The organism is Desertihabitans aurantiacus (genome assembly GCF_003344635.1).
Classification (GTDB): domain Bacteria; phylum Actinomycetota; class Actinomycetes; order Propionibacteriales; family Propionibacteriaceae; genus Desertihabitans; species Desertihabitans aurantiacus.
In genome coordinates this window covers 1-1,701 of sequence record NZ_QPKK01000456.1, presented here as the reverse complement: position 1 = coordinate 1,701, position 1,701 = coordinate 1, and the positions used below count along the sequence as shown (strand labels likewise).

The following is a 1,701-nucleotide window of genomic DNA, read 5'->3' as shown; positions in this document are numbered from 1 at the left end:
GCAGCGGCAGCGGCAGCCGGACCGGGGCCAGGGCGTCGCGGAGCCCGACCAGCGCGGTGACCAGCTGCGCGGGCTCCGGCTGGGAGGGCGCCCCGGGGTCGTGGTCCACCGTGCCTCCTCCCGCCCGCCGATGCGGTCGGGCGACCGCTAGGGCGATCCTGCCAGCCCGGACCGCCGGCCGCCCGGGCGGACCGGCAGCCGGCGTCAGGACGACGGCGGCTTCCAGCGCGGGTCGACCTCGGAGTAGGTGGTCGCGGTCTGCCCCAGCGGCTGCGCGGGGCCGGGCGGTGCCGGCCAGCTGCCTCCCAGACCCGCGGGTCCGGGGTAGGACGGCGGCGCCCACTGCTCCACCGCGCGGCGACGTCCACGCAGCCGCGGGTAGGGCGCTCGCCCGGTCGGGGTGACGACCGCCAGTGGCCGGTGCCGCTCCACCACCCCCAGCAGTTCGTGCTCGCGGTCCACCCCGGCCTGGTCGACCAGGCCGCGGGTCAGCGAGTCACGCAGGTAGGCCAGCTCGGTGAGGCTGACCTGCAGCACGATCGTCGACCAGAACGAGCGCGGGCCCCGCCACAGCGCGTGCCACAGCGCCCGCATCCGGGTGCGCAGCCGGCTCACCGCGGCCGCGTCCTCCTCGCGCAGCCAGCCCGCCCGCACGTAGTCCTCCAGCCGCGCCCGCACGCTGCGGCCCTCGCGGAACAGCTGGCGGATGATGAAGCCGATGACGGTGGCCAGCAGCAGCAGCGCGCCACCCCAGAGCAGCAGCAGCTGCGGGCCATCCACCAGCGTCGAGGAGGCGTTGAACATCATGTGCAGCAGGGCCGCGGCGAGGAACCCGATCAGCGGCGCCAGCACCCGGAACAGCTTGCTCTTGGCCCGCACCGCCACCGCCAGCCCGATCCCGGCGCACATGGTGAACAGCGGGTGCGCGAACGGCGTCATCACCCCGCGCAGGAAGAAGATCTCCTGCAGCACCTCGTCCGGGTCCTGCTGGCCGAAGGTCTGCGCGGCGTACCGGTAGGCGCGTCCGTAGTAGAGGATGTTCTCGGTGAAGGCGAAGCCGGCGCCTGAGAGCCCGGCGAGGATGATCCCCGACAGCCGGTTGACCCACCGGTAGCGCAGCAGGATCGCGATGAAGAAGAGGATCGTCGCCTTCGTCGACTCCTCCACGAACGGCGCCACGAACACCGCCGCCCGCGCGCTGGAAGCCGGGTCGCCGTCGCCCATCACGGCCAGGTGGGAGGCCGCCCAGGTGTTGATCTGGGCGGAGAGGAAGGTGGAGACGAAGGCGCCCCAGCCGAGCGCGACCAGCCAGAACGCCACCCGGGCCCAGACGTAGACCGGGCGCCAGCGGTCGGCCCAGAAGTACAGCAGCGTGATCGGCACCAGGCTGTAGGCGGCATAGCGGGCCACCAACGGGATGACGTCGGTGCCGAGCCCGATCAGGGTGCCGCCGGGCACCTCGCGGTCGGGCACCATCTGGTACCACATCAGCACGCCGCAGATGATGAACAGCACGAACGCCGCCACCGTCAGCCACAGCAACGGGTCGGTGAGGAGGCGTCGGGCCAGGTCGCCCCGGCGCGGGACCGGTAGGCCGTTGCGCCGACGTGCGCGCCGCCGATCGACGTCGCCGTGGGAGGCCTGCACCGACATGCCGGCCAGCGTACAAGGACCTCGGCCACCCCGGCGCCAGCCGCGGCG

Annotated in this window: 1 protein-coding gene; it reads right to left on the bottom strand. The window is 73.7% G+C overall.

All coding sequences use genetic code 11. The features are described from left to right. Positions 1–204 precede the first annotated feature (204 nt). On the bottom strand, positions 205–1,653 hold the full coding sequence (locus DVA66_RS20135; RefSeq protein WP_114561550.1) for a PrsW family intramembrane metalloprotease: 1,449 nt from the start codon (positions 1,651–1,653) through the stop codon (positions 205–207). Between the last annotated feature and the right edge of the window lie 48 nt (positions 1,654–1,701).